This window comes from Streptomyces sp. NPDC027663, from assembly GCF_055566415.1.
Window position 1 is genome coordinate 259,995 of record NZ_JBVHSK010000005.1, and the last position, 25,173, is coordinate 285,167.

Consider the following 25,173-nt stretch of genomic DNA (forward strand, 5'->3'; position numbering starts at 1 on the left):
GCTACCGCGGCGGGGCGAACAAGGAGATGCAGTGAGCGTCACGGCAGCCAAGGGGTTCACGGCGGCGGGCATCGCCGCCGGGATCAAGGAGAACGGCAACCCCGACCTGGCCCTCGTGGTCAACAACGGGCCCCGCCGTGCCGCCGCGGGCGTCTTCACCGCCAACCGTGTGAAGGCCGCGCCGGTGCTCTGGTCCGAGCAGGTCCTCAAGAGCGGCCAGGTCTCGGCCGTCGTCCTCAACTCCGGCGGCGCCAACGCCTGCACCGGGCCCCAGGGCTTCCAGGACACCCACGCCACCGCCGAGAAGGCAGCCGAGGTGCTCGGCCGGGGCGCCATCGAGGTCGCCGTCTGCTCCACCGGCCTCATCGGCGTCCTGCTGCCCATGGACAAGCTCCTGCCCGGCGTCGAGACGGCCGCCGCCCAGCTGTCCGAGCACGGCGGCGAGAAGGCGGCCATCGCCATCAAGACCACCGACACCGTCCACAAGACGTCCGTCGTGACCTGCGGGTCCCCCGGGACGGAGTCCGGGGGAGGCTGGACGGTCGGCGGCATGGCCAAGGGCGCCGGCATGCTCGCCCCCGGCCTCGCCACCATGCTCGTCGTCCTCACCACCGACGCCGACCTCGACAGCGAGACCCTGGACAAGGCCCTGCGCGCCGCCACCAGGGTCACTTTCGACCGCGTCGACTCGGACGGCTGCATGTCCACCAACGACACCGTGCTGCTGCTCGCCTCCGGCTCCTCGGGCATCACCCCGGACCACGAGGAGTTCACCGCGGCCGTGACACAGGTCTGCGACGACCTCGGCCGGCAGCTCATCGGCGACGCCGAGGGCGCCAGCAAGGACATCAAGGTCGAGGTGATCAACGCGGCGAGCGAGGAGGACGCCGTCGAGGTGGGCCGCTCCATCGCCCGCAACAACCTCCTCAAGTGCGCGATCCACGGCGAGGACCCCAACTGGGGCCGGGTCCTGTCCGCCATCGGCACCACGAAGGCCGCCTTCGAGCCGGACCAGCTCAACGTCGCCATCAACGGCGTCTGGGTCTGCAAGAACGGTTCCGTGGGCGAGGACCGCGAGCTGGTCGACATGCGCTACCGCGAGGTCCACATCGTCGCCGACCTCGCCGCGGGCGCCGAGACCGCCACCATCTGGACCAACGACCTGACCGCCGACTACGTCCACGAGAACAGCGCCTACTCGTCATGAGCACTCGCAAGCACACGGCCCTGCCCAAAGCCCAGATCCTCATCGAGGCGCTGCCCTGGCTGACCCGGCACCACGGCAAGACCGTCGTCATCAAGTTCGGCGGCAACGCCATGGTGAACGAGGAGCTGAAGGCCGCCTTCGCGCAGGACGTCGTCTTCCTGCGGCACGCCGGCCTCAAGCCGGTCGTCGTGCACGGCGGCGGCCCGCAGATCAGCGCCGCCCTCGACCGGCACGGCATCGTCAGCGAGTTCAAGGCGGGCCTGCGCGTCACCACCGAGGACGCCATGGACGTCGTACGGATGGTGCTGGCCGGACAGGTGCAGCGCGAGCTGGTCGGCCTGCTCAACCAGCACGGCCCGCTCGCCGTCGGCCTCACCGGCGAGGACGCGCACACCATCTCCGCCACCCGGCACACCCCCGAGATCGACGGCGAGCTGGTCGACATCGGGCGGGTGGGCGAGATCACCGACATCGACACCGGTGCCATCGAGGCGCTGCTCGCCGACGGCCGTATCCCGGTCGTCTCCTCGATCGCCCGCTCCCAGGACGACGGACATGTCTACAACGTCAATGCTGATACGGCGGCTGCGGCACTCGCTGCGGCACTGGGCGCCGAAACCCTCATGGTCCTCACCGACGTCGAGGGCCTCTACGAGGACTGGCCGCACTCCGACGAGGTGATCAGCCGCCTCACAGCGTCCCAGCTGGAGAAACTGCTGCCCGAACTGTCCTCCGGCATGGTGCCGAAGATGGAGGGATGCCTGCACGCCGTGCGCAACGGCGTGCGGACCGCCCGCGTCATCGACGGCCGGGTCCAGCACTCGATCCTGCTGGAGATCTTCACCGACGAAGGCATCGGCACGATGGTCGTGCCCGACGAGCACGAGGGGGAGTCATGAGCAACCAGGAACTGACCGCGCGGTGGCAGGGCGCGCTCATGAACAACTACGGCACCCCGCGCCTGCCCCTCGTCCGCGGCGAGGGTGTGAAGGTCTGGGACGCCGAGGGCCGCGCGTACCTCGACTTCGTCGGCGGCATCGCCACCAACGCGCTCGGCCACGCCCACCCCGCGATCGTGGCGGCCGTGAACCGGCAGATCGCCTCCCTCGGCCACATCTCCAACTTCTTCATGGCCGAGCCCACCGTCGCCCTCGCCGAACGGCTGCTGCAGCTCTTCGGCCGGGAGGGCCGGGTCTTCTTCTGCAACTCCGGCGCCGAGGCCAACGAGGCCGCCTTCAAGATGGGCCGGCTCACCGGGCGCTCCCACATGGTCGCCACCGGCGGCGCCTTCCACGGCCGGACGATGGGCGCCCTCGCGCTCACCGGCCAGCCCGCGAAGCAGGAACCCTTCCAGCCGCTGCCCGGCGAGGTCACCCATGTCCCCTACGGCGACGCCCAGGCGCTGGCCGCCGCGGTCACCGAGGAGACGGCCCTGGTGATCATCGAGCCGGTCCAGGGTGAGAACGGCGTCGTCGTACCGCCGGCCGGCTACCTCAAGGCGGCCCGCGCGATCACCGCGGCCACCGGCGCGCTGCTGGTCCTGGACGAGGTGCAGACCGGCATCGGCCGGACCGGCACCTGGTTCGAGTTCCAGGCCCACGAGGGCGTGCTCCCCGACGTCGTCACGCTCGCCAAGCAGCTGGGCGGCGGCCTGCCGCTCGGCGCGACCGTGGCCTTCGGCCGGGCCGCCGAACTGCTCCAGCCCGGCCACCACGGGACGACCTTCGGCGGCAACCCCGTCGCCTGCGCCGCCGGACTCGCCGTGCTCGACACCATCGCCGAGGAGGGCCTGCTGGAGAACGTCAAGCGGCAGGGCGAGAGGTTGCGGGAGGGAATCGAGGGCCTGAACCACCCGCTGATCGACCATGTCCGGGGCGCGGGCCTGCTCCTGGGTATCGTGCTCACCGGGCCGCGCGCGCCGCAGGTGCAGCAGGCGGCCCAGGAGGCCGGGTTCCTGGTGAACGCGCCCGCCCCGGACGTCGTACGGCTCATGCCGCCGCTGAATCTGCGCGACGACGAGGCGGGAGCGCTGCTCCAGGCGCTGCCCGGCATTCTCGACGCAGCGAACGCCGAAGACGGCGAAGACGGGGACGGACGATCCGGGGAATGAGACGACGATGAGCCAGGCGCAGGACCACGAGCAGGCGGCGGGCGCCGGGCCCGCCGTGCCGCAGACCCGCACCGCACGGCACCGCCGGATCGTGGACATCCTCAACCGGCAGCCGGTGCGGTCACAGAGCCAGCTGGCGAAGCTGCTCGCCGACGACGGGCTGAGCGTCACGCAGGCGACGCTGTCGCGGGACCTCGACGAGCTGAACGCGGTGAAGATCCGCAACAACGACGGCGACCTGATCTACGCGGTGCCGAGCGAGGGCGGATTCCGTACGCCCCGCGCGCCGCTGGGCGAGTCGGCGAAGGAGGAGCGGATGCGGCGCCTCTCCCAGGAGCTGCTGATCTCCGCCGAAGCCTCGGCCAACCTCGTGGTCCTGCGCACTCCGCCGGGTGCGGCCCAGTTCCTGGCCTCGGCCATCGACCAGGCTGAACTCCACGACATCCTGGGCACCATCGCCGGCGACGACACGCTCCTGCTGATCAGCCGGAAGCCGACCGGCGGTCAGGCCCTGGCGGACCACCTGCTGCGACTGGCGCAGAACGGGCACTGACGTGCACGGGGGGCCCGCCCGCCTCGGGCGGGCCTCAGCCCAGACGGGCCGCGAGGCCCCCGGTGCACCGCACCTCGTCGCCCGCGGTGATCAGCAGGCCTTCCACGTCCGGCAGCGAGTCCAGCCATGCCAGCCCCGCCCGCGAGCCCATCGCGAACGCCGCCGTGGCCCAGCAGTCCGCCCAGGTCAGCTGGGGTGCCACCACCGTCACCGCGACCAGGTCGGTGACCGCCGGCCGGCCCGTACGCGGATCCACGATGTGTGCCCCGCGCTCCGCCGTACCGGACGTCGCCACCGCCAGCTCCGCCACGCCGGCCGCCGAGATCACCGCCGCCAGCCCGCCCGGCCGGAGCGGATCGGCGATGCCCACCCGCCACGACCGCTGCGGTTCCGGCACACCGAGCATCTGGACGTCCCCGCCCCCGTTGACGCTGACCCCGGACACCCCGTCGACCCCTGCCAGCAGCCGTGCCGCCCGCTCGGCCGCCCAGCCCTTGACGATGCCGGTGGGGTCCAGCGAGCCCTGGTAGCGCGTGCTGAACCAGCCCTCGCTCACCCGCTCCGCCTCGGCGGCCAGCTCCAGCACCTCGGCCATCTCCGGAACGCACCCCGCCACGCTCAGCTCCCCCCGGGCCAGCCGGGACACCTCGCTGTCCTCGCGGTAGGTGCTGAAGACGGCGTCTGCCTCGCGCAGCCCCCCGACGGCCTGCGCGAGTGCCTCGTGCACCGCGGCCGGTTCCCCGCCGCGGACGTCGAAGGAGAACACGGTACCCATGACCTGCTCCGCATGACGCACCGCGGCGGGCGTCCGCGCCGGTCCGGCCTCGGCCACCGTGTCAGCCACCGGCCTGGTCCAGGGCCGACTGCAGGGATTTCGTGTAGCCCTCGCTGGTGTAGGTGGCTCCGGACACGGCGTCGATGTCGGCGTTCCCGGCCGCGACGGCTTCCTGGTTGAGCTTGGGGACGGCGAGCTGGGTCTTCTGGTCGCTGACGCCGCCCTTGGGTGCCTGGACCGCCTCCGCCTTGGTGATCTTCCCGTCGCTCACCGTGATCCGCACCTGGACCGGCCCGTACTGCGTCTGCGCCGCCTTCCCGGTGACCGTACGGGCCTGGGCCGAGCCCGAGGACGAACCCGAGGACGCCGGCTTCATCTTGTCCAGGGCCGACTGCAGGGACTTCGTGTAGCCCTCGCTGGTGTAGGTGGCTCCGGACACGGCGTCGATGTCGGCGTTCCCGGCCGTGACCGCTTCCTGGTTGAGCTTGGGGACGGCGAGCTGGGTCTTCTGGTCGCTGACGCCGCCCTTGGGTGCCTGGACCGCCTCCGCCTTGGTGATCTTCCCGTTGCTCACCGTGATCCGCACCTGGACCGGCCCGTACTGCGTCTGCGCCGCGTCCCCGGTCACCGTGCCGGAGCCGGCCGCGGCCTGCGCACCGCCCTGGGGCGAGTCCTGCGGCCCCGCCGTCTGCTGCGGGGCCGCGCCCGCCGCCGACGCGGCGGCCGGATCCGACGCGGGCTTCAGCGACAGCAGCAGCACGACTCCGGACACGGTCGCGGCCGTGGCCAGGACGACCCGCCGAACGGGGTGGCTCTTCCTCATCGCTTCGCAGCTCCGCTCACATCTCGAACGACTCGTGGTGGATACGGCGGGCGGGCACGCCCGCGCCCCGCAGTGCCTCGTACACCGACTGCGCGAACCCGGGCGGGCCGCACATGAAGACGTCGTGCGTCTCGATGTCGGGGATCTTGCGCTGGAGGTTCTCCGCGGAGATGTCGGGCCGCTCGCCCTCCGGGCTGTTCACCGCGTACATCAGCCGGGCGTCCCGCTCCTTGGCGATCGCGGCCAGTTCGTCCCAGAGCGCCAGGTCGTTGGTGGTGTTGGCCCGGTAGAGGAGGGTGATGTCACCGGCCGCCCCCGGCAGCGTCTCGAACAGCGCCCGCATGGGGGTGATACCGACCCCGCCGGCGACCAGCAGCACCTTGCCGCGGCTGCGGCGCTGGGCGGTGAGCGCGCCGTACGGGCCCTCCGCCCACACCTTCGTGCCGGGCGTCAGCTCCCGCAGCCGGGCACTGTGGTCGCCGATCGCCTTCACCGTGATCCGCAGCATGTCGGGGCGCGGGGCGGCCGAGAGGGAGTACGGGTGGGAGCTGAAGCGCATTCCGGGGGCGAGGAACCGCCAGCGGAAGAACTGGCCGGCCTCCGCGCCCATCCGGTGCAGCCTCTGCCCGCCGATCAGTACGGACACGATGCCCGGCGTCTCCTCGATGACCGCCTCGACCCGCATCCGGTGCCGGAGGTTCAGCCGGATCGGGGTGAGGATCCGGTACCAGACCACCAGCGCGGTGACCACGCCGTACAGCCCGTACCAGAAGGTCTTGGCCGCCGGCTCGACCGCGAAGTCGTTGCCGGTGCTGATCTGGTGCCAGAACGTCAGGAACACCGCCGCGTAGGTCAGCAGGTGGACGTGGTACCAGGCGTCGTACGGCAGCCGGCGGCGGATCCCGCCGGCCGACGTCAGCCCGATCAGCACGAACAGGCCGGTGCCGATGGCCGCCTTGCCCATGTCCGGCAGCTGGTCGATGGAGTCCATGGTCTGCTGGACGATGTCGCCGAGCGACTTGCCCGCCTGGAGCGCGTACCCCCACATGGTGAGGAAGACGTGCGCGACGATCAGGCTGAGCGTGTACCTGCCGCTCATCGCGTGCCAGCGGGCCACCCGGTCCGAGCCGACCCGCCGTTCCAGGGCCGGGACGCGTGCCATCTGCAGCACGACCAGCGCCATCAGATAGCCGGCCAGCAGGCCGGTGATCCGGCCCGCGTTGAGGATCCGGCTGGTGTTGTCCGCGATGGACGGCGTGTTGTGCCACCAGAGCCACAGCACGGCCGCCGCACCCGCCCAGACGGCGATCAGCAGCGGAACGGCCGGGGAGCGGCGCGGGCGGATGCGGCGCATCGTCTGTCGGCGGGCGGCACGTCCGCCTGCGAGCGTGGTGGTCACGGTTCCTCCGTGGGGACTTGACCCTTGGCCCACAGATACGTGCCGCACGCGCCGAGTGTTCAGAGGCCGGACGGGTCCCGCGAGAACGGCCGGGCACACCGCCCCAGGGCGGCGTGCGGGTCAGTACCGGTTGACCGCCGTCGCTCCGTCCGCCGTCCCGATGGCGATGTGAGGCTTCTTCCCGGGATCCGCCCACTGCAGGATCCGCTGCATGGCCTCCTCCGGCACGGACACACAACCGGCCGTCGCCGCGCCCCCGTTGACGTGCAGGAAGATCCCGGCGCCCCGCCCGCGCACCGGGCGGTCGTAGTTGAACCCGATCACTAGCCCGTACGCGTACTGCGTCGGGTAGGTGACCAGATGCTCGGACTCGGCGGCGCGGCAGTCGGCCGGCAGGGGGTCGACCCACCGGTTGTAGGCGGCCGAGTCGTTGTCCTGGCACCACCAGGAAGTCTCCCGCACCGGGCGGTAGGGGATGCGTGTCCCCTCCGGCGCCGCCTTGGTCCCGAAGGCGAAGGGGAGGCCGTAGAGCCCGGTCGGTGTCGTGTTCGTGCCCTGTGTGCGTCCACTGCCCTCGACCAGCCCGCCGGCCCCGAACCGGGCCGGCGCGGAACCGGCCTGGGTCCACTGTCCGTCCCGCAGGTCCCACCAGCTGACCGTGCCGTCCGTGGCGGTGGTGCCGGGGGCTTCGGCGACGATCAGCTGGCTGCCGCCGCCGGTGTCCGTCATCCGTGCGGGCAGCGGCTCCGGCGCGCCCGGCGCGTTGCCGAGCACGGCGAGGCAGGTGGCGGAGACGAGGGCGAGGACCACACCGGGGCGCATGGCTCAGACGCTAGACGGCGGCAGCGGCAACGGCAGCCCGGGTAGTCCGTCCAGGCTGGTCGCGATGTGCTCCTTCTTGGTGAAGTACGCGCTCAGCGAGGCGTCGTCCTCCCGCGCGAAGCGCTTGCCGTGCAGGTCGCGGTCCTCCTCGTACGCCATGCGGGGGACGGCGTATCCGCAGCTGTCCCGGACCAGTTCGGCGTGGACGACGATGACGGCGCGCAGCCCGTGCAGGCCGGGGTCGATGTCCGGGAAGCGGGTGAGCAGCTCCGTGAAGCGCGGGTCGTCCCGGAAGACCGCCTCGCCCCGGCCGTGCACGCGGACGATGTTCGGCGGGCCCTGGAAGGCGCACCACATCAGGGTGATGCGGCCGTTCTCCCGCAGGTGGGCGATGGTCTCGGCGCTGGAGCCGGCGAAGTCCAGGTAGGCCACGGTGAGTTCGTCGAGGACGGCGAAGGAGCCACGCAGTCCCTTCGGGGAGAGGTTGACCGTGCCGTCGGCGCAGAGCGGGGCGGTCGCCGTGAAGAAGAGGGGCTGTTCCTCGATGAACGTACGGAGCCTGCCGTCTATGCGCTCATAGTTCTTTCCCATGTCTAACGATTATCCGCGCGACTAGTTCGCCTGTCTAAGAAACCGTCCGGTTCGAACGGAGGGGCGCCGTGGCCGCCCCGTGTCACCCGGAGCGGTGATTGACGAATCATGCAGAGCCCTGCATACTCATGCATGTCACCGAATGCACTGTGAGGAGAAACCCGTGACCGAGCGCGTCGTACTCGCCTACTCAGGCGGTCTGGACACCTCCGTCGCCATCGGCTGGATCGCCGAGGAGACGGGCGCCGAGGTCATCGCCGTTGCGGTCGACGTCGGCCAGGGCGGCGAGGACCTGGACGTCATCCGCAAGCGCGCCCTCGCGTGCGGTGCGGTGGAGGCCGAGGTCGCCGACGCCAAGGACGAGTTCGCCGACGAGTACTGCCTCCCGGCGATCAAGGCCAACGCCCTGTACATGGACCGCTACCCGCTGGTCTCCGCCCTCTCCCGGCCGACGATCGTCAAGCACCTCGTCGCCGCCGCCAAGAAGCACGGGGCCACCACGGTCGCCCACGGCTGCACCGGCAAGGGCAACGACCAGGTCCGCTTCGAGGCCGGCATCGTCGCCCTCGCCCCCGACCTGAAGTGCATCGCCCCGGTCCGCGACTACGCGATGACCCGGGACAAGGCGATCGCCTTCTGTGAGGACAAGCAGCTCCCGATCGCCACCACCAAGAAGTCCCCGTACTCCATCGACCAGAACGTCTTCGGGCGCGCGGTCGAGACGGGCTTCCTGGAGGACATCTGGAACGCCCCGATCGAGGACATCTACGAGTACACCTCCAATCCCGCCGAGGCCCGTGAGGCCGACGAGGTGATCATCACCTTCAAGGAGGGCGTCCCGGTCGCCATCGACGGCAAGCCCGTCACCGTCCTGCAGGCCATCCAGCAGCTCAACGAGCGCGCCGGCGCCCAGGGCATCGGCCGGATCGACATGGTCGAGGACCGCCTCGTCGGCATCAAGTCCCGCGAGGTATACGAGGCCCCGGGCGCGATCGCGCTCATCACGGCCCACCAGGAGCTGGAGAACGTCACCGTCGAGCGCGAGCTGGCCCGCTACAAGCGGCAGGTCGAGCAGCGCTGGGGCGAGCTGGTCTACGACGGCCAGTGGTTCTCCCCGCTCAAGCGCGCCCTGGACGGCTTCGTCAACGAGGCCAACCAGCACGTGTCCGGCGACATCCGGATGACCCTGCACGGCGGCCGTGCGGTCGTCACCGGCCGGCGCTCGGAGTCGTCCCTGTACGACTTCAACCTGGCCACCTACGACACCGGCGACACCTTCGACCAGGCCGCGGCCAAGGGCTTCATCGACATCTACAGCCTGTCGTCGAAGATCGCGGCCAAGCGGGACCTCGCGTAACCCCCACCGGTCACACGCGCGGGTCCACCTCACACGCATCGGCCTGACAGCCGCCTCCCCGCCTGGAAAGGTGGGGAGGCGGTGGCACATCAAGAGCTTGTACATCGACGGCTTCGAGGAGCAACGCAAGTGAGCAGCAACAGCGGTGACGTACGGCTCTGGGGCGGCCGTTTCGCCGACGGTCCCGCCGAGGCCCTGGCGAAGCTGTCCGCCTCCGTCCACTTCGACTGGCGGCTCGCGCCCTACGACATCGCCGGCTCGCGTGCCCACGCGCGCGTGCTGCACACGGCGGGGCTCCTCAGCGGGGACGAGCTGCAGCGCATGATCGCCGGGCTCGACCGGCTGGAGGCGGACGTGGCCTCCGGCGCCTTCGTGGGCACCATCGCCGACGAGGACGTGCACACCGCCCTGGAGCGCGGCCTGCTGGAGCACCTCGGCCCCGACCTCGGCGGCAAGCTCCGCGCCGGCCGGTCACGCAACGACCAGGTGGCCACCCTCTTCCGGATGTACCTGCGCGATCACGCCCGGATCATCGGCGGCCTGATCGCCGATCTCCAGGACGCGCTGATCGGCCTCGCCGAGGCCCACCCGGACGTGGCCATGCCCGGCCGTACCCACCTCCAGCACGCCCAGCCCGTGCTCTTCGCCCACCACGTCCTCGCCCATGTGCAGTCGCTGTCCCGCGACGCCGAGCGGCTGCGCCAGTGGGACGACCGTACGGCCGTCTCGCCGTACGGCTCCGGTGCCCTCGCCGGCTCCTCCCTCGGCCTGGACCCGGAGGCGGTCGCGCGGGACCTCGGCTTCGAACACGGCAGCGTCGGCAACTCCATCGACGGCACGGCCTCCCGGGACTTCGTGGCGGAGTTCGCCTTCATCACGGCGATGACCGGCGTCAACCTCTCCCGGATCGCCGAGGAGATCATCATCTGGAACACGAAGGAGTTCTCCTTCGTGACCCTGCACGACGCCTTCTCCACCGGCTCGTCGATCATGCCGCAGAAGAAGAACCCGGACATCGCGGAGCTGGCGCGGGGCAAGTCCGGCCGCCTGATCGGCAACCTCACCGGCCTGCTGGCGACCCTGAAGGCCCTCCCGCTGGCCTACAACCGCGACCTCCAGGAGGACAAGGAGCCGGTCTTCGACTCCTGCGACCAGCTGGAGGTGCTGCTCCCGGCGTTCACCGGCATGGTCGCCACCCTCACCGTCAACCGCGAGCGCATGGAGGAGCTGGCCCCGGCCGGCTTCTCCCTCGCCACCGACATCGCCGAGTGGCTGGTCAAGCAGGGGGTGCCGTTCCGGGTGGCGCACGAGGTCGCCGGCGAGTGCGTAAAGGTCGCCGAGGCCGAGGGCAAGGAACTGGACGACCTCACGGACGAACAGTTCGCGAAGATCTCCGCCCACCTGACACCGCAGGTGCGGTCGGTCCTCAACGTCCCGGGCGCCCTGGCCTCCCGCAACGGCCGCGGCGGCACGGCCCCGAGCGCGGTGGCGATCCAGCTGGCGGAGGTCAAGGCGGACGTGGCGGCGCAGCACGCATGGGCGGACGCCAAGAAGAAGAGCTGAGGGCAGCGCCCCGAAAGGGGCGCGGGGAACTGCGCGACGAGCCACAACGGACGCGCACGCGCCGACGGGCCGGCACCACCGGGTCCCGGGCGCCCCCGGCTCCCCGAACGGAGCGTCATCGCGGGTTAGGTTGGTCGCAAGCCGTACCGGAGCCGACCGAAACGGAGCCCGCGATGCCCTTCACCCGCCTCGCGACAGCCACCACGCCGACCTGCCACATCGGCCTCGGCCTGGCCGCGGTAGGCCGCCCCGGCTACATCAACCTCGGCCGGGAGGAGGACCTCGGAGACGACCGCAGCGTCGACGCCCTCCGCAACCGCTCGCACGAACTCCTCGACGCCGCCTACGCCCAGGGCGTCCGCTACTTCGACGTCGCCCGCTCCTACGGCCGCTCCGAGGAGTTCCTCGCCGACTGGCTGGGCGCCCGCCCCGACGTCGACGACGTGGTCGTCGGCAGCAAGTGGGGCTACACCTACACGGCCGGCTGGTCCACCGACGCCGAGCAGCACGAGGTCAAGGACCACAGCCCGGCGACGTACGAGCGGCAGCGCGCCGAGACCGACGCCCTGCTCGGCGACCGGCTCGACCTCTACCAGATCCACTCGGTGACCCCGGACAGCCCGGCCCTCACCGACAAGGACCTGCACGCCAGGCTGGCGGAAGCCGCCGCCCAGGGGCTCACCGTCGGCTTCTCCACCAGCGGTCCCGGCCAGGCCGACGCGATCCGTGCCGCACTCGCCGTGACGGTCGACGGCGAACCCCTCTTCCGTACCGTCCAGTCGACGTACAACGTCCTGGAGACCTCGGCGGGCCCCGCACTCGCCGAGGCGCACGACGCCGGGCTCACCGTGATCGTCAAGGAGGGCATGGCCAACGGCCGGCTGGCCGGACCGTACGCCCCGGACATGCTGAAGGCGGTCGCCGAGGAGACCTCCCTCGGCTGTGACGCCGTGGCCCTCGCGTGGATCCTGCGCCAGCCCTGGGCCGGTGTCGTCCTCTCCGGCGCCGCGACGGTCCCGCAGCTCCTGTCCAATCTGCACGCCCCCGCCGTCGACCTCGACGTGGACCAGCTGACCCGGCTCGCCACGCTGCACGAGGACCCGCGCGCCTACTGGGAGCGGCGCGGACAGCTGCCCTGGCACTGAGGATCAGCCGTCTTGACCAGCAGTGATGAGTCACGCGTGCCTATTCTGAGACAGGCATGTCTCATGTGCGCTACTCTTGTCTCATGGCCCTCGATCGTGACCAGGTGCTGCGCAGCGCAGCAGCCCTGCTGACCCGCAAATCAACCGCGACCATGGACGAGGTCGCCAAGGCCGCCGGAATCAGCCGGGCCACCCTGCACCGCCACTTCGCCGGCCGTGACGCGCTCGTCCGCGCGCTGGAGTCGCTCGGCATCGCGGAGTGCGAGGCGGCGCTGGACGCGGCCCGCCTGGACGACGGCCCCGCGGGCGAGGCCGTGCGCCGGCTGATCCGCGCGTTCGAACCCTCCGCCGGACTCCTCGCCTTCCTCTACACCGAGAACCAGCTCTTCGAGGGCGAGGAGCAGAACCAGGGCTGGGCCCGCATCGACGAACGGCTAACGGCCCTGTTCCGGCGCGGCCAGGAGGCCGGTGAGTTCCGGATCGACCTCAGCCCGGCCTGGCTCACCGAGGCGTTGTTCGGCCTGCTGGCCTCCGGCGCCTGGGCCGTGAGCGAAGGCCGCGTGGCCGCCAAGGACTTCGCCTACATGATCGTCGAGCTGCTGCTCGGCGGCGCACGACGCACCGACGCGTGAGCGCACGACGCACCGACGCGCACAGAAGAGAGGAATCATGACCAGCACCCTGCAGCCGGCCCCCGAGACCGAGGCGGTGAAGCGCCCCGGCCGCTGGCTGGCGCTGTCCGTGCTCGTCCTGGCCGTGCTGCTGGTGGCCGTCGACGCCACCGTCCTCGGCCTGGCGACTCCCTACATCACCGAAGACCTCGACCCCTCCGGCACCCAGCTCCTCTGGATCGGTGACGTCTACTCCTTCGTCATCGCCGGTCTGCTGGTCTCCATGGGCAGCCTCGGCGACCGCATCGGCCGCAAGCGGATCCTGCTGGTCGGCGCCACGGCGTTCGGCGCGCTGTCCGTCCTCAACGCCTATGCGACCACCCCCGAGCTGATGATCCTGGCCCGGGCGCTGCTCGGCGTCGCCGGCGCGACCCTGATGCCCGCCACCCTGGCCCTGATCCGCAACATCTTCCACGACCCGCGCGAGCGCAGCCTCGCCGTAGGCATCTGGGGCGCCACCGCATCGGCCGGCACCGCCGTCGGCCCGATCACCGGCGGATTCCTGCTGGAGCACTTCTGGTGGGGCTCGGTCTTCCTGATCAACCTGCCGGTGATGGCCGTCCTGGTCCTGGTCGGCATCCGCACGCTGCCCGAGTCCCGCAACCCGGACCCGGGCCCCTGGGACCTGATCAGCGTGGCCCTGTCGCTCGTCGGCATGATCGCCCTCGTGTACGCGGTCAAGGAGGCCGCCACCCACGGCTTCACCTGGCCGACCCTCGGCATCGGTCTGCTGGGCGCGGCGGCCCTCCACGGGTTCGTCCACCGCCAGCTCACCATGCCGGTCCCGCTGCTGGACATGCGCCTGTTCCGGCGCCGGGGCTTCAGCGGCGCGGTCCTCGCCGACCTGCTGACCGTCCTCGGCATGTCCGGTCTGGTGTTCTTCCTCTCCCAGTTCCTGCAACTCGTCCAGGACAGGCGTCCGTTCGAGGCGGGTCTGGCCGAACTGCCAGCGGCCGTCGGTGCGGTGGCGGCCGGTCTGGTCGCGGGCCGCGTGGCCCGGCGTTTCTCGGTCCGCACGGTGGTCTCGGGCGGCCTGGCCGCGGTCGGTGCCGCCCTGGCTGCCCTGACGGCGATCGGTCAGTCGAGCGGCTACCCGGTCCTCGGTGCCGCCCTGCTGGTCGTGGGTGTCGGCGCCGGCTTCTCCTTCACGGTGACCGCCGACGTCATCCTCTCCAGCGTCCCCAGGGAGCAGGCGGGCGCCGCCTCGGCGGTCTCCGAGACGGCGTACGAGCTCGGCGCGGCCCTGGGCATCGCCCTGCTGGGCTCCATCGTGACCGGTGTCTACCGCGACTTCACGGGCCCGGCCGGCACCCCGGCCGGGGCCCACGAGTCCCTGGGCGCGGCGACCGAGGCCTCGGCGCACATGCCCCCGCACCAGGCGGAGGCACTGCTCGGCGCGGCCCGCGACTCGTTCGTGCACGGCCTGCACCTGGCCTCGGCGGCAGGCGCGGGGGTCCTCCTGGCTGCCTCGGCGGTGGCGTGGTTCCTGCTGAAGGGCCAGAAGCTGGAGAGTGCCGGGTAGGCAGACCCGCCCGCGGGCGCGGGGAACCGCACGACCAGCCCCCACGCACCCGCGCCCGCGACCCGACCGGACCGCCCCCGTCTCACCGCTTGTAACCGAGCACCGTCATCATCCCGCTCTCCGAGTGGTACTGGTTGTGACAGTGCAGCATCCACAGTCCCGGATTGTCGGCGTCGAAGTCGATCACGAGCTTGCGGTGCGGCAGCACGAGTGCGGTGTCCTTGCGTGCGCCCACCGAGTCCAGACCGACGACCGCGAAGGTGTGCCCGTGCAGGTGCATCGGGTGCCACATGCTCGTGGCGTTGATGAGGGTGAGCCGCACCCGTTCACCGGCGCGGACCGGGTGGCGCTCCGTCGCGGAGTAGAGCTTGTGGTCGAACCCCCAGTCGAACTTCTCCATGCTGCCGGTGATCCTGATGCGCATCTCGCGGTCGGGGTCACGGTCGTCGAGAGCCACCGAGTCATGGGGCACGAGGCGACGCGCCGGAACGGTGTTCCCGTCGAGTTCGTCCGGGCGGACATCGGCCGAGGGGATGTTCCTGCCCTTGTCGGTGCGCAGGACGGCGAGGGCCCGTCCCTTCTTGCCCTCGGCGAGTGCGACCAGCGGAAAGACGCCGTCCCGGGCGGTGACCAGGACGTCGTACCGCTCCGCCATGCCGACGAGCAGGGCATCCGTCCTCTTGTGCTTCACGGGATAGCCGTCGGTGTGCGTGACGGTCATCTCGTGGTCGCCCAGCGCGACACGGAAGGCGGTCTCCGAACCGGCGTTGATGATGCGCAGCCGCACCCGGTCGCCGGGCCGGCAGCGGAAGACCGACGGATTGCCGGGCAGGCGTCCGTTGATCAGGTAGTGGGGATAGGCGACGCTGCCCGCCTCTCCGTTGAGCATGCGGCTGTGGGAGTTGTGCAGTACCCGGCTGGGGCCGCTCGTGGACTTCCCGGACGAGTGCGAGTGCGAGTGCGCGGTCGCCGACCGGCCGGGGCTCGGGCTGTGGCGGCCGGGGCCCATGGCCATGTGTCCGGAGCCGCCGGGCTTGAGCTGGTCCAGGACCCCCTCGGGCGTGGAGCCTTCGATGCCGTCGAGCCAGTCGTCCAGGATGACGATCCACTCCTTGTCGTAGGAGAGGGGCTCCTTGGGATCGTCGACGACGAGCGGTGCGTACAGGGCCCGGTCGGGCTGCATCCCCACGTGGGAGTGGAGCAGGTAGGTTCCCGGGTGCTCGACGGTGAAGCGGTAGCGGAAGTCGGACCCCGGCTCGATGGCCTCCTGGGTCAGGTCCGGAACCCCGTCCATGTCGCAGCGCAGCCGTACCCCGTGGGAGTGCAGCGTGGTCGTGGCGGGCAGCCGGTTGGCCAGCGTCAGATCGAGCACCTCACCGGCGGTGACCCGCACCAGCGGGCCCGGCACCTCCTCGTTGTACGCCCACGTCCGGACCGACAGCCCGCCGAGGTCCAGCTTGGACTCGGCGGAGGTGAACCTGAAGGTGCGTACGCGGCCGGCCCCGCGTTTCCGCTCGGCTGCGAGGACCTCCGGATCTGACGGGTTGACGTACCCCTTGGGTCCGGCGGGGACGAACTTTCCCCCGCCGGTCGCGCCTTGGGGGCCGGGGCCCGGCTCGGAAGCGGAGTTGGTGCAGGCTGCCAGGAATCCCGCGCCGGCGGCGGCGATCGGGGTGCGGAGCAGAGTGCGCCGAGAAGGTTTGTACATGTCTGAATCAGACATGTTATGTGGTCATATGGCCGCTTCATACGGCCGAATGCTCGATGTGTCGGCGGCAGATTCCACCGGCAGGCGGACGGACGCGGGCCCCCGCGCCGGTCCGCCGGATGGCTCTAGGCGGCCTTCGCCTTCGTGGCGTACATGTCCACGTACTCCTGGCCGGACAGCCGCATGACCTCCGTCATCACGGAGTCGGTCACGGCCCGCAGCACGTACCGGTCCCGGTCCATGCCCTCGTACCGGGAGAACTCCATGGCCTCGCCGAACCGCACGGTGACCCGGCCGGGCCGCGGAATGCCCCGGCCGCCCGGCTGGAGCTTGTCCGTGCCGATCATCGCGAACGGAACCACCGGCGCACCGGTCATCAGCGTCAGCCGCGCGATACCGGTGCGCCCCCGGTACAGCCGGCCGTCGGGGGACCGGGTGCCCTCCGGGTAGATCCCGAAGACCTTGCCCTCCTCCAGGATCCGCCGCCCGGTCATCAGCGCGGCGACGCCACCGCTCGCCCCGTCGCGGTCCACCGGGATCATGCCGACGCCGGTGAAGAACCAGGCCATCAGCCGGCCCTTGACGCCCTTTCCGGTGACGTACTCGTCCTTGCCGATGAAGAACACCTGTCGCTTGGTGACCAGCGGCAGCACGATCGAGTCGATGAACGTGAGGTGATTACCGGCCAGAATGACCGGCCCGTCTCCCGGGATGTGCTCCGCGCCCTCCACCTGTGGGCGGAACATCAGGCGCATGATCGGTCCGAGCACTGCCTTGATGAGCGCGAAGCGGGACAACGGGTCCTCCGATGTCAAGGGGGGCGATATGAGTCTGTGCAGGTGAGGACATTACTCGCGGCGCCCTGTCACGCGCACATCGGGGACGCCCGGTTCACCGAGGTCTTACGAAGTGTTGACGCGGGTTTACCTGCGGTGGCGTCCCGGAGACGGCCTGTAACGTGCTTGCGGCGATGTGACGGACATCGCGCGCAACGGCACGCCGGCGTTCGACGGTCCGTCACCTCTCGCACCTCATCTGCCATACGGCGTCACCCGCATGTTCGAACCGAAGCCTCCCCTCGGTCATGTGTCCGCCCCTACGATCGGCCGGCACCGAAAGACGAAGGCGGCAGGAGGGCGCTCATGGACAGCGACCAGGCGAACGGGCAGGCACAGGGAACGGGACGGCGGGCGCTCCTCGGCGCCGCGATGCTCGGCGCGGGCGGAGCGGTCCTCGGACTGCCCGGTGCGGCCCGGGCCGCCGAGGCCCGCACCGCCGGACACGGCGGCCGCGGCCTGAAGAGCCTGCCGGTGCCGACGATCATCGGCCACCGCGGCGCCAGCGGCTACCGCCCCGAGCACACCTTCGGCTCCTACGACCTGGCCCTGGACCTGGGCGCCGACGTGGTCGAGGCGGGCGACCTGGTGCCCACCAGGGACGGCCATCTGGTCTGCCGTCACGAGCCGGAGATCGGCGGCACCACGGACGTCGCCTCGCACCCCGAGTTCGCCGACCGCAGGACCACCAAGGTCCTGGACGGCGTCCCCACCACCGGCTGGTTCACCGAGGACTTCACGCTCGCCGAGCTGAAGACGCTGCGGGCCGTCGAGCGCATCCCGGCCAACCGGCCGCACAACACCCTCTACAACGGCCGCTGGGAGATCCCCACCTTCGAAGAGGTCCTGCGGTGGCAGGACGAGCAGACCCGCAAGCGCGGCCGGCAGGTCTGGATCTACCCGGAGACCAAGCACCCCACCTACTTCCGCAAGCTGGGTCTCGGCCTGGAGGAGCGGGTGGCGAAGCTGCTGCGCAAGTACGGCAAGGACAGCCGGAACTCGCCGGTCATCCTGCAGTCCTTCGAGCCGAGCAGCATCCAGAAGCTGAACCAGCTGGTGGACAACCCGCTCGTCGTCCTGCTCTCCTCGGCGAACAGCCGCCCGTGGGACTTCGTCGAGGCGAACGACCCGCGCACGGTCGCCGACCTCATCACGCCCAGGGGCCTGAGGGAGATCGCCGGGTACGCCCAGGGCATCGGCCCGACGCTGGACCTGGTCATCCCGAAGAACGCCGACGGCACCCTGGCGAAGCCGACCACGCTGGTCGCCGACGCGCACCGGGTGGGCCTGGTCCTGCACCCCTACACCATGCGCAACGAGAACCCCTTCCTGCCGGCCGAGTACCGCAAGGGCAGCGCGGCCGACGCCTACGGTGACGTCTTCGGCGCGTTCAAGACGTACTTCGCGACCGGCATCGACGGTGTCTTCACCGATAACGCCGACACCGGTCTGCTCGCCCGCGCCGACTTCCTGAAGGGCTGAGCCTCCCTCCGCACGGGCTGGGTTCGTCAACCACCGCAGCCTCCCGCACCCCGTTCGGGGTGACTGTCCGCCGCTCCGGCAACCCGTTGCCGGGGCGGCTCGTCGTTCCGCATATGACGCCCGACCTGGTAGCCACCCTGCGCCCGCTGCTCACCGCCGAGGCCTTGGCCGAGGCATATGCCTCCGGGGGCGAGCCGGGGGACCTGGAGCAGGCCGTCTGGGTCCGGCTCCTGGAGCGGCTGGAGACCGACGGACCACCGCTCGACCCGCAGGGCTGGCTGCGCAGGGCCGTCCGCGCCGAGGCGCGCCGCAGCCGCCGCACCACCCGCCGCGAGCGACCGTACGGCGCCGAACCGGCCGACGACCTCCGGCCCGGGCCCGAACAGCTCGTCCTGACCGCCGCCCGCCACCGTGCCCTGCGGGACGCGGTTCGCCGCCTGCCCGGCCGCTGCCCCCGTCTGCTGGAGGCCCTGCTCTCCCCGAAGGACCTCACATACCGGGAGATCGCGGGGGAGTTGGGTATCTCACAGGGCAGTCTTGGCCCGGAACGGTCCAGATGTCTGGGATGTCTGCGTCGATTGCTCGCGCCGGAGGTTGCGGCGTGCGAAGCACGGGGATAGGAGTGTGGGACGACAGGTGATCAGGTGAGCGGGAGGCGTGCGCACATGGGCATGAGCGTGACCATCTCGGTGGCGACCGAGCAGGACGCGGAGCAGATCTTCAGGCTCCAGTACCTGTGCTTCCAGGGGGAGGCGGCGCTGTACGGCAACTACCGCATCGAGCCGCTCGTCCAGACCCTGGACTCCCTGCGCCAGGAAGTCGCCTCCGACTGCGTCTTCGTCGCCCGGCTCGGCGACGAGGTGGTCGGCTCGGTGCGCGGCAAGGTGACCGAGGACGGCCCGGCGGCCATCAGCAGGCTCTGTGTCCACCCGCGCCTGCAGGGCCACGGCATCGGCGCCCGGCTGCTGCGCGCGGCCGAGTCGGCGCTCGCCGAGGAGCGGGGGGCCACGAGGTTCCGCCTCGTCGCCGGCCACCGCAGCGAGGGCAACCTGCGTCTGTACCGCCGGGTGGGCTACCAGGCGGTGGGCCGGGCCAAGGGCTCCGACGGGGTCGAGATGATCGTCCTGGAGAAGCCGGCCGGCCAGTACGTACAGACGGCCTGAGCGCCGGAGCCGGCCTCAGGCGCCCTTCCCGGTCCGCGCCTTGCGCAGCCAGTACATCGCGGAGATCGGCAACAGCACCGGAATGAAGATGTATTCCGCCCCGTAGTACGACCAGACGGTCGCGTCCGGGAAGGCCGAGCGGTCGGCCAGAGTCCAGGTACCGACGATCAGCACGCACACCAGCTCGGCGGCGCAGCACACCATCGCCGCCCGCCGGGCGGTCTCCCCGCCCCGGATCAGTGTGTAGGTGATGAACCCGTACACCAGCCCGGCCACGGCGGACAGGGAATAGGCGAGCGGCGCCCGGTCGAACTCGGTCGCGATCTGGTACGCGGAACGCGACACCGCGCCGACGACCATCACGCCGTAGAACCAGACGAGCAGCATTCCCGGCCCGGCGATCAGCCGGGCGGGCTTCTCCTCCACCGCCGTCATCTCAGCCTCCCCAGATGTCGAAGAGCCGCACCTCGAGCACGGCCAGCACCACTGCGCCGGCGGCCACCGTCACCGAGCCCCAGCGGGTCCGCTCGGCCAGCGACATGAGGCCCGCCGCCGGGATCGACGCGAGCGCGCCCAGCAGATAGGCCACGAAGATCGTCGTGCCCTGCTCCGGCTTCTCGCCCCGCGCCAGCTGCACGACCCCGATCACCAGCTGGATCACGGCCAGCAGCGACACCACGGCCATGCCGATGAAGTGCCAGTCCTTGGTCGGCTGGTCGCGATAGGCGGCCCAGCCGCACCAGGCGGCGAGCAACAGCGCGGCGACCCCGGTCACCAGCGTCAGGGCATTGAGCATGCGGTGACCTTATTACGGCGGAAACGGGCGCAGGCCGCCGCCCCCGGCGTACGACGTAGGGTCTGGAACCATGACGATCTACGCGCACGCCCTCCTGTTCGACAACGACGGCACCCTCGTCTCCTCGCTCGCCTCCGTCGAGCGCTGCTGGACCCGCTGGGCCCGGGAGTACGGGATCACCGCCGAGGAGTTCCGACGCGTGGAACTGCACGGCCGGACCGCGGCCGAGATCGTCGCCGACCTGCTGCCCGGGCACCTCGTGCCGCAGGCCGTCGCCCGGGTCGAACAGCTGGAGGTCGAGGACGTACCGAACGGCGGCGTGCGCCTGCTGCCCGGCACCCGCGCGTTCCTGGACTCCCTGCCGGCCGACCGCTGGGCCGTGGTCACCTCGGCCACCCGCCGCCTCGCCGAGGCCCGCCTCGATGCCGTCGGGATATCCCCGAAGGCGTTCGTCTCGGCCGACGACGTCACCCGCGGCAAGCCCGACCCCGAGCCCTACCTGCTCGCCGCCCGGCAGCTCGGCGTGGACCCGGCCCGCTGCGTGGTCTTCGAGGACGCTCCCGCCGGACTCCGGGCGGGCCGGGCGGCCGGCATGACCACCGTGGCCTTGGCCACAACCCACCGGGCGGAGGAGCTGACCGCCGACCTGGTGGTGAAGGACCTGTCGGCCCTGTCCGCACTGGTCACCGCAGACGGAGTGGAGATCACCGTCCGCGGCTGAGCCCAGGGTCAGGGGTGTCCGTCGCTGTCCAGCATGCGGACAGCGGCGGCCGGTAAGGACCGTCCGTCTGGTTTACTGATCGCATGACCACGACGAGCTGCCGCACCTTTGCGACCGAGGCGACCATGACGCCCGGTGCTCGTTGTATGTGTCGACTGATGTGTCGAATGTGCGCCTTCTAGAGGGCCCCCGCATCAGCTGAGCCTCGCGCCCCGAAGCGAGAGCCGTGGCATGTCCGTGCGCGCTGAGCCGCACGAGACGCACAACCACTCTCCATGCCTGAACCGCATGCACCCGTGCCCGGGCACACCCACGCCCGCGCACTCGACAGTGACGGAAACCCACGTGATCACCACCTCGGGCCTGACGAAAATCTACCGGGCTCACCGCTCCCACGGCCGTGAGGTCACCGCCCTCGACGGCGTCGACCTCCACGTCCGCGAAGGCGAGGTCTACGGCGTCATCGGCCAGTCCGGCGCCGGCAAGTCCTCCCTCATCCGCTGCGTCAACCTGCTGGAGCGCCCCACGTCCGGCACCGTGACCGTCGCCGGACAGGACCTCACCGCGCTGGCCGGCCGCGGCCCCCGCGCCGGCCGGGAACTGCGCCGGGCGCGCAGCCGCATCGGCATGGTCTTCCAGCACTTCAACCTGCTGTCCTCGCGGACCGTGCAGGACAACATCGAGCTGCCGCTGGAGATCCTCGGCCAGGCGGGACGGGCGCGCTCCCTCAAGGCACTGGAGCTGCTGGACCTGGTGGGCCTCGCCGACAAGGCCAAGGCCTACCCCGCCCAGCTCTCCGGCGGCCAGAAGCAGCGCGTCGGCATCGCCCGTGCGCTCGCCGGCGACCCCAAGGTGCTGCTTTCCGACGAGGCCACCAGCGCCCTCGATCCGGAGACCACCCGCTCCATCCTCCAGCTGCTGCGCGACCTGAACCGGCAGCTGGGCCTGACCGTCCTGCTCATCACGCACGAGATGGACGTCGTGAAGTCGGTCTGCGACTCCGCCGCGCTCATGCAGAAGGGCAGGATCGTGGAGTCCGGCACCGTCAGCGAGCTGCTGGCCACCCCGGGCTCGGAGCTGGCCGCCGCGCTGTTCCCGGTGGGCGGCGAGGCCTCCGGCGCCGACCGGACCGTCCTGGACGTCACCTTCCACGGTGAGTCCGCGACCCAGCCGGTCGTCTCCCAGCTCGCGCGCACCTACAACATCGACATCTCGATCCTCGGCGCCGCCATCGACACCGTCGGCGGCCTCCAGATCGGCCGCATGCGCATCGAACTGCCCGGTCGCTACGAGGACAACGTGGTGCCGATCGGCTTCCTGCGCGAACAGGGTCTGCAGATCGACGTCGTCGGCCCGGCGGGCGAGGCGCCCGTGCTGGTCAAGGAGGGTGCGAAGTGACCTGGTCGGAGATGCAGCCGGTGCTGTCCCAGGCATGTTGGGACACCCTCTACATGGTCGGCTGGTCCACGCTGATCGCCATCGTCGCCGGGCTCCCGCTCGGCATCCTCCTCGTCCTCACGGACAAGGGCGGGCTGTTGCAGAACGTCGTCGTCAACAAGGCCATCGGGCAGATCGTGAACGTCGCCCGGTCCATGCCGTTCATCATCCTGATGGTGGCGCTGATGACCTTCACCCGCTGGGTCACCGGCACCACCATCGGCCGCGAGGCCGCGATCGTGCCGCTCGCCATCGGCGCGATCCCGTTCTTCGCCCGCCTGGTGGAGATGTCCGTCCGCGAAGTGGACGGCGGGCTCGTCGAGGCCGTGCAGTCCATGGGCGGCAGCACCTGGAAGGTCGTCCGCAGCGTCCTCGTGCCCGAGGCGCTCCCCTCGCTCATCTCGGGTGCCACCACCACGATCATCGCCCTCATCGGCTACTCCGCCATGGCGGGCACCGTCGGCGCCGGCGGCCTCGGGGACGTGGCCGTCCGCTACGGCTACCAGCGCTTCGAGACCGGCATGATGTGGATCACCGTGGCCATCCTGGCCGTCGTCATCTCGCTGCTCCAGTTCGCCGGCGACTACGCGGCACGCTCGCTGCACCGCCGCAGCGGCAGCACCGGCGCACTGCTCCTCTTCAAGCCGCTGCGGGGGATCTTCCCCGGCACCGTCGCCGCCGACGCCGTCAAGAAGAGCTGACCCGCCCCCAGAACCCCCGTACACCCGTACACGGGAACCCCCGTACACCCATACACGGGGTCGCACCACCCTTAAGGAAAGGCACTTTTCGTGCGTAACACCGCTAAGTTCACCACCGCCGTCCTCGCCACCGGAGCCCTCACCCTCGGGCTGACCGCCTGCGGCTCCGGCAAGGACTCCGGCTCCTCCGACTCCAGCGGCCCGCTCGTCGTCGCCGCGAGCCCCACCCCGCACGCCGAGATCCTGAACTTCGTGAAGGACAAGCTGGCGAAGAAGGCGGGCCTGGACCTGGAGGTCCGGGAGTTCACCGACTACATCACGCCGAACACGGCGACCGAAGACGGCGACGTGGACGCCAACTACTTCCAGAACCAGCCGTACCTCGACGACTTCAACAAGAAGCGCGGCACCCACATTGCGCCCGTCGTCACGGTGCACCTGGAGCCGCTCGGCCTGTACTCCCACAAGGTCAAGAAGGCCGACGCCCTCAAGAGCGGTGCGACCGTCGCCGTCCCCAACGACTCCGTGAACGAGGCCCGTGCCCTGAAGCTGCTCGCCGCGGGCGGGCTCATCACCCTCAAGGACGGCGTCGGCACCGAGGCCACCCCGCGGGACATCGTCAAGAACCCCAAGAACCTCACCTTCAAGGAGGTCGAGGCCGCCCAGACCCCGCGCTCCCTGGACGACGTGGACGCGGCCGTGGTCAACGGCAACTACGCGATCTCCTCGGGCCTGAAGCCCGCCAAGGACGCCCTCGTGCTGGAGTCCGCCAAGGACAACCCCTACGGCAACTTCCTGGCCGTGAAGAAGGGCGACGAGGACGACCCGCGCGTGAAGAAGCTCGCGAAGCTCCTCACCTCGCCCGAGGTCAAGAAGTTCATCGAGGACAAGTACCAGGGCTCGGTCATCCCGTCCTTCTAGAGCCGTCGGACACCACGGGTCCGCCGTGCCGGTGACCGACAGCCGACGGCACCCGCACACGGCGTTCCGCGACACACGGGGTCCACACCCTCACCGGGTGTGGACCCCGTTGTGCGGTTCAGTGGGTTCATGCTGCATGCTGGGCAGTTCAGCAGGCCTGACGGCCCTGACGGTCGTCCGATGAATTCCCGAAGGTTACGGAGCGGCGCATGACGAGCACCTTCCCCAACATCTCCATCAGCACGGAGCGGTTGGTGCTGCGTCCCCTCGACGAGGACGACGTGCCCGCCCTGGCCGAGATGATGAACGACGAACAGGTCGTCGCCTGGACCTCCGTGCCCCACCCCTACACCGCGGCCGACGCCCGCGAGTGGATCGTCCGCATCGCCCCGGAAGAACGCACCGAGGGGCGCGGCATCGTCCTCGCCGTCACCGAGTTCCTCACCCAACGCCTCGTCGGCCTCGTGCACCTGAGGAACACCGACTGGCGCGTCCGCTCCAGCGAGATCGCCTACGTCATCGCGCCCTGGGCCCGCGGTGAAGGCTACGCGTCCGAGGCCGCCCTCGCCATCGCCCAGTGGCTCTTCCACGACCAGAAGTTCGAGCGGCTCGAACTGCGCACCGCCGCCGACAACACCGCCTCCCAGCAGGTCGCCCAGAAGATCGGCTGCATCAGTGAGGGCGTGCTCCGCAACGCCTGGATAGCGCGCACCAGGACCGGCGACGGTGCCTGGACCGACGTGCGCACGGACGTCATCGTCTGGAGCCTGCTGCCGGAGGACCTCGCCGGAGTGAGCGACCAGCCGGCCGACCCGGACGGATTCACCTCGTACTCGGACTGGAACTGAGTCCGCGGGCGACGAGCCCCGC

General features: G+C 70.8%; 26 protein-coding genes. 17 read left to right on the top strand and 9 right to left on the bottom strand.

The window, feature by feature from the left end:
* Nucleotides 1-31 precede the first annotated feature (31 nt).
* From argJ to ACZ4SF_RS16700, 4 genes are read left to right on the top strand one after another with little or no spacing between them, the layout of a single operon-like run.
* Nucleotides 32-1,207, top strand: a complete 1,176-nt coding sequence (gene argJ, locus ACZ4SF_RS16685) for a bifunctional glutamate N-acetyltransferase/amino-acid acetyltransferase ArgJ (protein WP_468384312.1) — start codon at nucleotides 32-34, stop codon at nucleotides 1,205-1,207.
* The gene (gene argB / locus ACZ4SF_RS16690) at nucleotides 1,204-2,106 is read left to right on the top strand and encodes an acetylglutamate kinase (protein WP_468384315.1); all 903 of its coding nucleotides are present in this window, start codon (nucleotides 1,204-1,206) and stop codon (nucleotides 2,104-2,106) included. Before argJ ends, argB begins: the two co-directional genes overlap by 4 nt.
* A complete protein-coding gene (locus ACZ4SF_RS16695; protein ID WP_468384317.1) occupies nucleotides 2,103-3,317 on the top strand; it encodes an acetylornithine transaminase in 1,215 nt (404 codons plus the stop codon). The genes argB and ACZ4SF_RS16695 overlap by 4 nt, the downstream gene beginning before the upstream one ends.
* 7 nt (nucleotides 3,318-3,324) lie before the next feature.
* Nucleotides 3,325-3,870, top strand: coding sequence for an arginine repressor (locus ACZ4SF_RS16700; protein ID WP_468384320.1), 546 nt, complete (start codon nucleotides 3,325-3,327; stop codon nucleotides 3,868-3,870).
* 34 nt (nucleotides 3,871-3,904) lie between these two features.
* Here ACZ4SF_RS16700 and ACZ4SF_RS16705 read toward each other — a convergent pair whose 3' ends face one another.
* From ACZ4SF_RS16705 to ACZ4SF_RS16725, 5 genes are all read right to left on the bottom strand, one after another.
* Nucleotides 3,905-4,645 (bottom strand): FAD:protein FMN transferase, encoded by a 741-nt coding sequence (locus ACZ4SF_RS16705; RefSeq protein ID WP_468384857.1) that lies wholly within the window; start codon nucleotides 4,643-4,645, stop codon nucleotides 3,905-3,907.
* A 61-nt stretch (nucleotides 4,646-4,706) separates the two neighbouring features.
* On the bottom strand, nucleotides 4,707-5,468 hold the full coding sequence (locus ACZ4SF_RS16710) for an FMN-binding protein (RefSeq protein ID WP_468384322.1): 762 nt from the start codon (nucleotides 5,466-5,468) through the stop codon (nucleotides 4,707-4,709).
* 16 nt (nucleotides 5,469-5,484) lie between these two features.
* Nucleotides 5,485-6,867: a ferredoxin reductase family protein gene (locus ACZ4SF_RS16715; protein ID WP_468384325.1), complete on the bottom strand. Its 1,383-nt coding sequence runs from the start codon at nucleotides 6,865-6,867 to the stop codon at nucleotides 5,485-5,487.
* A gap of 120 nt (nucleotides 6,868-6,987) precedes the next feature.
* Nucleotides 6,988-7,689 (bottom strand): L,D-transpeptidase family protein, encoded by a 702-nt coding sequence (locus tag ACZ4SF_RS16720; protein ID WP_468384327.1) that lies wholly within the window; start codon nucleotides 7,687-7,689, stop codon nucleotides 6,988-6,990.
* A 3-nt stretch (nucleotides 7,690-7,692) separates the two neighbouring features.
* Nucleotides 7,693-8,280: a pyridoxamine 5'-phosphate oxidase family protein gene (locus ACZ4SF_RS16725; protein WP_468384329.1), complete on the bottom strand. Its 588-nt coding sequence runs from the start codon at nucleotides 8,278-8,280 to the stop codon at nucleotides 7,693-7,695.
* Nucleotides 8,281-8,443: 163 nt separating this feature from the next.
* Between ACZ4SF_RS16725 and ACZ4SF_RS16730 the strand changes: the two genes are divergently transcribed.
* The 5 genes from ACZ4SF_RS16730 to ACZ4SF_RS16750 all read left to right on the top strand — a co-directional run bounded on the left by ACZ4SF_RS16730 (nucleotide 8,444) and on the right by ACZ4SF_RS16750 (nucleotide 14,538).
* Nucleotides 8,444-9,637, top strand: coding sequence for an argininosuccinate synthase (locus ACZ4SF_RS16730; RefSeq protein WP_468384332.1), 1,194 nt, complete (start codon nucleotides 8,444-8,446; stop codon nucleotides 9,635-9,637).
* A gap of 129 nt (nucleotides 9,638-9,766) precedes the next feature.
* On the top strand, nucleotides 9,767-11,200 hold the full coding sequence (gene argH, locus ACZ4SF_RS16735) for an argininosuccinate lyase (protein WP_468384334.1): 1,434 nt from the start codon (nucleotides 9,767-9,769) through the stop codon (nucleotides 11,198-11,200).
* A gap of 173 nt (nucleotides 11,201-11,373) precedes the next feature.
* Nucleotides 11,374-12,345: an aldo/keto reductase gene (locus tag ACZ4SF_RS16740; RefSeq protein ID WP_468384336.1), complete on the top strand. Its 972-nt coding sequence runs from the start codon at nucleotides 11,374-11,376 to the stop codon at nucleotides 12,343-12,345.
* An 83-nt stretch (nucleotides 12,346-12,428) separates the two neighbouring features.
* The gene (locus ACZ4SF_RS16745) at nucleotides 12,429-12,977 is read left to right on the top strand and encodes a TetR/AcrR family transcriptional regulator (RefSeq protein WP_468384338.1); all 549 of its coding nucleotides are present in this window, start codon (nucleotides 12,429-12,431) and stop codon (nucleotides 12,975-12,977) included.
* Nucleotides 12,978-13,014: 37 nt separating this feature from the next.
* Nucleotides 13,015-14,538 (top strand): MFS transporter, encoded by a 1,524-nt coding sequence (locus ACZ4SF_RS16750; protein WP_468384341.1) that lies wholly within the window; start codon nucleotides 13,015-13,017, stop codon nucleotides 14,536-14,538.
* An 82-nt stretch (nucleotides 14,539-14,620) separates the two neighbouring features.
* Here the strand turns inward: ACZ4SF_RS16750 and ACZ4SF_RS16755 are convergent, their stop codons facing one another.
* Together ACZ4SF_RS16755 and ACZ4SF_RS16760 are read right to left on the bottom strand one after the other, a co-directional pair.
* On the bottom strand, nucleotides 14,621-16,246 hold the full coding sequence (locus tag ACZ4SF_RS16755) for a multicopper oxidase family protein (RefSeq protein ID WP_468384344.1): 1,626 nt from the start codon (nucleotides 16,244-16,246) through the stop codon (nucleotides 14,621-14,623).
* Nucleotides 16,247-16,371: 125 nt separating this feature from the next.
* Nucleotides 16,372-17,061 carry a lysophospholipid acyltransferase family protein gene (locus tag ACZ4SF_RS16760; RefSeq protein ID WP_468384347.1) on the bottom strand — a complete coding sequence of 230 codons (690 nt, stop codon included), beginning with the start codon at nucleotides 17,059-17,061 and terminating at the stop codon, nucleotides 16,372-16,374.
* Between the two features lie 327 nt (nucleotides 17,062-17,388).
* Here ACZ4SF_RS16760 and ACZ4SF_RS16765 point away from each other — a divergent pair, with 327 nt between their 5' ends.
* From ACZ4SF_RS16765 to ACZ4SF_RS16775, 3 genes are all read left to right on the top strand, one after another.
* Nucleotides 17,389-18,564: a glycerophosphodiester phosphodiesterase gene (locus ACZ4SF_RS16765; protein WP_468384349.1), complete on the top strand. Its 1,176-nt coding sequence runs from the start codon at nucleotides 17,389-17,391 to the stop codon at nucleotides 18,562-18,564.
* Between the two features lie 113 nt (nucleotides 18,565-18,677).
* Nucleotides 18,678-19,184 carry a sigma-70 family RNA polymerase sigma factor gene (locus tag ACZ4SF_RS16770; RefSeq protein WP_468384352.1) on the top strand — a complete coding sequence of 169 codons (507 nt, stop codon included), beginning with the start codon at nucleotides 18,678-18,680 and terminating at the stop codon, nucleotides 19,182-19,184.
* Between the two features lie 45 nt (nucleotides 19,185-19,229).
* Nucleotides 19,230-19,727 (top strand): GNAT family N-acetyltransferase, encoded by a 498-nt coding sequence (locus ACZ4SF_RS16775; protein WP_468384859.1) that lies wholly within the window; start codon nucleotides 19,230-19,232, stop codon nucleotides 19,725-19,727.
* Nucleotides 19,728-19,742: 15 nt separating this feature from the next.
* Here ACZ4SF_RS16775 and ACZ4SF_RS16780 read toward each other — a convergent pair whose 3' ends face one another.
* Nucleotides 19,743-20,162, bottom strand: a complete 420-nt coding sequence (locus ACZ4SF_RS16780; protein ID WP_468384354.1) for a hypothetical protein — start codon at nucleotides 20,160-20,162, stop codon at nucleotides 19,743-19,745.
* Nucleotide 20,163: 1 nt separating this feature from the next.
* On the bottom strand, nucleotides 20,164-20,523 hold the full coding sequence (locus ACZ4SF_RS16785) for a hypothetical protein (RefSeq protein WP_468384357.1): 360 nt from the start codon (nucleotides 20,521-20,523) through the stop codon (nucleotides 20,164-20,166).
* A 70-nt stretch (nucleotides 20,524-20,593) separates the two neighbouring features.
* Here ACZ4SF_RS16785 and ACZ4SF_RS16790 point away from each other — a divergent pair, with 70 nt between their 5' ends.
* The 5 genes from ACZ4SF_RS16790 (at nucleotide 20,594) to ACZ4SF_RS16810 (ending at nucleotide 25,151) form a co-directional block, all read left to right on the top strand.
* A complete protein-coding gene (locus ACZ4SF_RS16790; protein ID WP_468384360.1) occupies nucleotides 20,594-21,244 on the top strand; it encodes an HAD family hydrolase in 651 nt (216 codons plus the stop codon).
* Nucleotides 21,245-21,589: 345 nt separating this feature from the next.
* Complete coding sequence (locus tag ACZ4SF_RS16795; protein WP_468384362.1) at nucleotides 21,590-22,642, top strand: methionine ABC transporter ATP-binding protein; 1,053 nt, start codon at nucleotides 21,590-21,592, stop codon at nucleotides 22,640-22,642.
* On the top strand, nucleotides 22,639-23,382 hold the full coding sequence (locus ACZ4SF_RS16800; RefSeq protein WP_468384365.1) for a methionine ABC transporter permease: 744 nt from the start codon (nucleotides 22,639-22,641) through the stop codon (nucleotides 23,380-23,382). Before ACZ4SF_RS16795 ends, ACZ4SF_RS16800 begins: the two co-directional genes overlap by 4 nt.
* A 90-nt stretch (nucleotides 23,383-23,472) precedes the next feature.
* Nucleotides 23,473-24,303 (top strand): MetQ/NlpA family ABC transporter substrate-binding protein, encoded by an 831-nt coding sequence (locus ACZ4SF_RS16805; protein ID WP_468384368.1) that lies wholly within the window; start codon nucleotides 23,473-23,475, stop codon nucleotides 24,301-24,303.
* A gap of 209 nt (nucleotides 24,304-24,512) precedes the next feature.
* The gene (locus tag ACZ4SF_RS16810) at nucleotides 24,513-25,151 is read left to right on the top strand and encodes a GNAT family N-acetyltransferase (RefSeq protein WP_468384371.1); all 639 of its coding nucleotides are present in this window, start codon (nucleotides 24,513-24,515) and stop codon (nucleotides 25,149-25,151) included.
* Nucleotides 25,152-25,173: the final 22 nt, after the last annotated feature.